Source organism: Pseudomonas sp. R62 (assembly GCF_000257605.1).
GTDB lineage: Bacteria > Pseudomonadota > Gammaproteobacteria > Pseudomonadales > Pseudomonadaceae > Aquipseudomonas > Aquipseudomonas atacamensis.
Genome location: NZ_JH635999.1, coordinates 1,022,399 through 1,027,677, shown reverse-complemented (window position 1 = coordinate 1,027,677; position 5,279 = coordinate 1,022,399). Strand labels below are relative to the sequence as shown.

Annotated in this window: 1 protein-coding gene; it reads right to left on the bottom strand. The window is 60.8% G+C overall.

Going from position 1 to position 5,279, the window contains the following annotated elements; genetic code table 11:
* Nucleotides 1–5,279 (bottom strand): dermonecrotic toxin domain-containing protein (locus OQK_RS28915; protein ID WP_038861598.1); only part of this gene is annotated, 5,279 nt, incomplete at both ends.

The following is a 5,279-nucleotide window of genomic DNA, read 5'->3' as shown; positions in this document are numbered from 1 at the left end:
CTCAGATCGAGCGTCGTCACGCCCGGAAACTGCACCACAAGCGCCGGCAGTTCTCCGGTCTGCAATCCTGCCAATTCAAGCTCCAGACCGTCTCCGCCGGGGTGTCGGGTCAGGGTGTCGCGCCAGGTCTCGCTGATTCGCCGAGCCACCAGCGCACGCACTTGCGCACTGACCAGGGCAGTGTTCGTTCGTACTTCCCTGGTATAGAGCCAATCGTTCAACTGACGGGTCAGCGCCTCGCAGCTCAGATGCCATTGGCTGATCTGCGCATCGATCTGAGCGTCATTCAAGGCCCGTGTTCGCAGCACCAGCAGGCTACGTTGCGCCCGTTCGCGATCGAGGATCACCGCCAACCGCTGCAAATGCCCCGAAGCGCCTGAACTGACAGGCGCCGGCTGCGGGAGTGGCAGGAGCAGATCACTGAACGAACCGCCGGTTTCCAAAGGCGGAAAATGCTCAGGCACCGGCTCTGCGGCGAAGCGAGACAACGTGCCCTGGCCCAACCCCCGCTGCTGCTCGATGCGCTGCAGCGCCGCGTGAAAAGCTGCCTCACCGTCGGCACTGAAGGCGTTGCCCGACAGATTCGTCCTCATCAATGCGTCAGGATGCGCCAGCGCTTGCGGCGAAAGGCACGCGATCCGGTTGTCTCGTAAATCGAGCCATGACAGCCGTGGCAGAGTTTCCGCCCCGGTGGGCCAGGCCAGCAAATCCGTCGATCTCAGATTCAAGGCCTCGAGCCCGCTCAAAGCCGTGGCATCGAGTCGCCCCAGCGGGTTATGACTCAGGTTCAGCCGTACCAGTTGTGGCAGCGCATTGAGTTGGCGCTGGACCATTGCCGTCACCGTGATTCTGTTACCGGACACGTCGAGCCGACGCAGCGCGGGCAACGTCTGCGCTGCAAAAGGAAGCTCGGTGAACGTACATCCCTCCAGTTCAAGCGTTTCGATATGACTGAAGGCGCGAATAAAATCCCGCGCCTGGCCGGAGGGCACGTTCAGCCCTCCCAGACGCAGCGTGCGCACATGGGCGAAACTGCCGGCCGGCAACGAAGGAAGCTCGACACGGGTGGTGGCGCCGGGCAGCTCGACGAAGCTAAAGCGCTCAATGTCGGCAGACAGGCCATAGCGCTGACGAATCGCACCGTGCCAGCTGCTTTTCAGCGTATGCAACAGGTCCGCGCTGGCCCCTGTCGACCAGCGCCGCGCGGGCGCTGCATAGCGTGATCCCTGGCGCGGGGATGGCGGATAAAACGCGGCGAAGATGGCCTCATGTTCGGCCCGAAGCTGCTCGATCGCCGCCACCCTTGCCGACGGTGTTGACCAGGCCGCATTGAATGCCTGCGGCAAAGGGTCGGCGCTATCCGGCGCGACGGCCATGCTATCGAGTTCGGCGCGGCAGTATTCACTGACCATCTGATGCACATCGAGCAAGTGGCCGCGCGGGCCGGAGTGGCGGCTGACAAACTCATAGGCCCGGCGGAACGTCGCTGGGGTGACACGTGACCAATCCAGCGATAACCCGGCCCAGAGTCTTTCATGGCCGCTGTAGAGCGAATCGGGCAAGGTTTCGATCAAGGTGTGCGTGAGGTCAAGTCGTCTGAGCTGCTCAAGTCGTTCAACGTATGCCGGCCATCGCCATAACGCGTGGGGCGCATCGATGCGTAATCTGCGCAGTCGTGTCAGCGATTGCAGGTCAAGACCATGCAAGGTGGTGGAATCAAATCCGTGATAGTCGATGCGCAGTTCCTCCAGCGAAGTCAGTCCACCAAGCCTTCGCGCAAAGCTTTCCGCGAGCAATGGCGCATCGGTAGAGAAACGCAGACGTCTCAGCCCGGGCAGCCGCTCAACCGCCTCTGGCAATGTGCTAAGCGGTCGGGTGACAGGTGTCTGGCCATAGCGCCTCAATTCACCGAGCCATAAATCGGTGACATTCGGGAACGCCGCCAGAAACCCGTCCGCATTGGCGTCGGTTATGCCGATGCCGGTGATGGCCAGTTCACGCACGTGGGGAAAGCCTGTACTCAGCTCGGGCAATGGCGTGTCGCAATGGATTGTCAGGCGGGCCGCCTCCGCCGCCTGCCCCTCCAAGGGACCATTACGCCATGTCTCTCGCAGTGTCTGTGCCAGTTGCGCCCTGTGCGTTGCAGTGCGGCTATCACTCGGCGCTGCCTGCCATCGCTCAAGTGCAACGTTCAACGCGTCCCAATCCTGGCGGCGAGATTCCAGTTCGAGCTGAATCTGCGTTTCACTCTGGCCGTGTTGCCGGGCGAGAAATGCCCGTGCCTGGCGCGACTCGGGGTATAGATGCGCAATGCGTGATTCGAGGGATGGATTGAGGCCTGTACCACGGCCACTGGCGTAATAACCCAGCAGTCGCGCGCCCACGCGTACCGGCGGTTTGAACCACTTTGCAGCCGGCGACAGCAATCGCGCAGCTTCGGCTCGATGACGGTGGGCCGATTCGATGATTTTCTGTTGCAGCTCACCATGGGCGTTGCCGACAGACAATCCGATTGATGAACGTGTGTCCTCAGGCAACGCGTGCATGAGCGAACTGTAAAAGCTGTCCTGGACCCTCGAGACTCTGTTCAATGCCTGGGCGTGATCATTGAACGCTTGATAGAAGGGTCCGTTTTTCACCAGATAGCATCTAACCGGCGCCATCGGCTCGCCGATGCTGTCGAGCAAGGTGCCAGTCACGCTCCCCTCGCGAATTTCCAGACGTAGCGAGTGCGGCCAGCCAGACAATTGTTCCAGCGCGTGCAAAGCCAGTCGCCGACTGTCCGCCGACGCCAGGTTTTCGCTGTGCAAACCGGCAAATGCGCGGGCCTGGCGGCCATGGCGGACATGCCAGCGAGCCTCTTCCAGCATTCTCAAAGGGGAACGCCCGGTCGCATCCATTCGGGCCAGCTCGTGCGTCGAAGCATGCTCGATCACATCCTGAGCCGCCACGTCGCTGAGACCGGGACATTCACGCTGCAACAGGCGCACGGGCGCACTCGACGATTCGGTACCGCGATAAAGACTGTCAAAAATCGCCGGTTGACGCGTATAGGCGTACTCGGCGAGTTGTTTGCCGAACTCATCGGGCCGTGCCGGGCGAAATTGGGCAGCCGTTCGTCCCAGCAGATGGTTGATTTCCTGCTCTTCCAACGCAGCCAGAATCCGCGCCGGCATTTCCCCGTTCAACACTTGCGTACGTGTCAGGCGGATAGCGGGCTTGTGGCCCAAACCGGGCAGCGTATTCTGCGCACCATAGCGGATGGACGGCCCTGCTCCGTGCGGATCAGCTGTCATCTCCAGAACCCGATCGGCAGGCCAACGGGGCATCTCGGTGACCAGCGGGACTGCATACAGGTAGTGCTCGTCGATGGGCCTGGCTCCGCGCAATTGCTCGACCATTTGCCTCGCCTGTGCATCGGCATCGAACAGGCGCATGGCGTCTCGCAATTCAGGGGGCGGGGGCAACTGATTCAGATGCATCTTGCGCAGGGCGCCATCGCTGATACCGCTGATATCGGCCAGCGCCAGCAAGGTGTCATCGGAGTAACCATCGGTAAGGTGCCCGATGCGTCGCAGCGGGGTCAAGCGATCCCACGCCATGGGCTGTTCCAGGCTCAGGCGCCAGGCACCGTGGCCGTTATGGCTGAGCAACGGTTGGTAAGCCAGAGAGTCGGTGGGATGTTTCAACCGCCAGTGCCCGCTGGAGCGGTCAAACGTCTGCTCATAGAGCCTGCCGCCCTGGCGCATCCAGGTTGTGCCGGCGACGCGGTACTGCCCCGCCGCGTCGGGCCGCGACAACTTGCCGGGGATGAGCGCTTGTTCATAGCCGCGCAAGGTCGGCCGCCACAGGCGCCTCTTGCCATCAGGCAGCGTCACCGGGTGCAGATCTTCGATCACCGGCTCCGGTTTAACGGCTGTCACCCGATTGAATGTTGCTCCTGCGGCGGCCATCGCGCCGATCTGCGCAAGGTTTTCAGCCACGTCGACAAGATGCGCCCTGGCGGCGTGTTTATCCCCCTCGCTCCACTCGATCACGCCTTCGACAGTTTCGTAGAGCAACTGGGCCGTCATGACAACCAGCATGATTTCGCCCAGTACCGGAACGAACATGGACGCCATGTTCAGCGCCAGCAGACCAAATTGCAGCAGCCCGGACAGCTTGGCATCGCGCGCCTTGGCGTCGACGTCGGCGGTAGGTACCGCGTGACCACTAGCGTCGTTGATGACCTTGTCACGATGTTTTTCGTACAAGTACGCCCAGAGGTCGCTATTCCTCGCCCACGGATATACCTGAAGGTGCGGCATCAACGAAACTGCCACGTAAGGATCGGTATCCGGGATCATTTTTTGATATTTCGGTGATGTCTTCCAGATCTCTACAAAAATCAACGTTGTCTGCAGAATTTTGCGCCACGGTGACGACAGCCAATCCGATGCGCCGTCTGCAGACTTTACGAATTGGCTGAAGTAATACGCACGCTTCTCATATGGGAAGAACTGACTGAAGAATCGTTGATAGGACGTAGGGGCCGTGCTGTCCGCCTGTTGCGCATCGCGAGCACTCAGCAGGCGCTTGAAGGTGTCCTGCATTTGCGTGCCGGTATAGCGCTTTAGCGGGTGTTCCGGATCGTTGGGGACGTACAGAATTACCGCGTCCACCGGGCCATACTTTTGCGCGATCTTGAACACTACACATCCGACCAGCCGGTGCCGCATCAAGCCCAGGTCTTGAAACCACACCTGCTTGTCGCCGATTCGCGGGTGCCTTTCGCCGTTGATCACCGCGAGGATCATCGCGTGATCTTCAGGTTGAATATCCTTGGTCAACAGTGCGCGTTCGGCTGCCGCGCGCATGGCCGTTTTCTGACTGGCGATGAAGTGCCGGCGCAACTTGGCTTCCGCGGCCGGATCGACCGGATGGAAAAACCTTGTCAGATAAGCCTGGTACCGGGCACCGATATCCAGTTCGCGGCACAGGTTCAGGTAGTTCCTGACCGACACATTCACCGGAACAGCCTTGAGGGCACCTTTTACGGCGGTTGCGGTTGCGAAGCCAGAGCTGCTGTGAAAGGCGCCATAAGCACACTCATCACTTTCGAAGTTGTGCAAAGCGGCCTGGAGCATCGGCAGCGTCAATGCCTCGAATGAACCGATTTCCTCGCCGAGAATGCCAGCGCGTATCGGTCGCCTGAGACACAACAGCGTGTTATCCAGATCCACGGCGACCTGATAGCGGTGTTTCAGCGCCTGCGCCAGTAGCGGCCGGGCGAAGGTTTC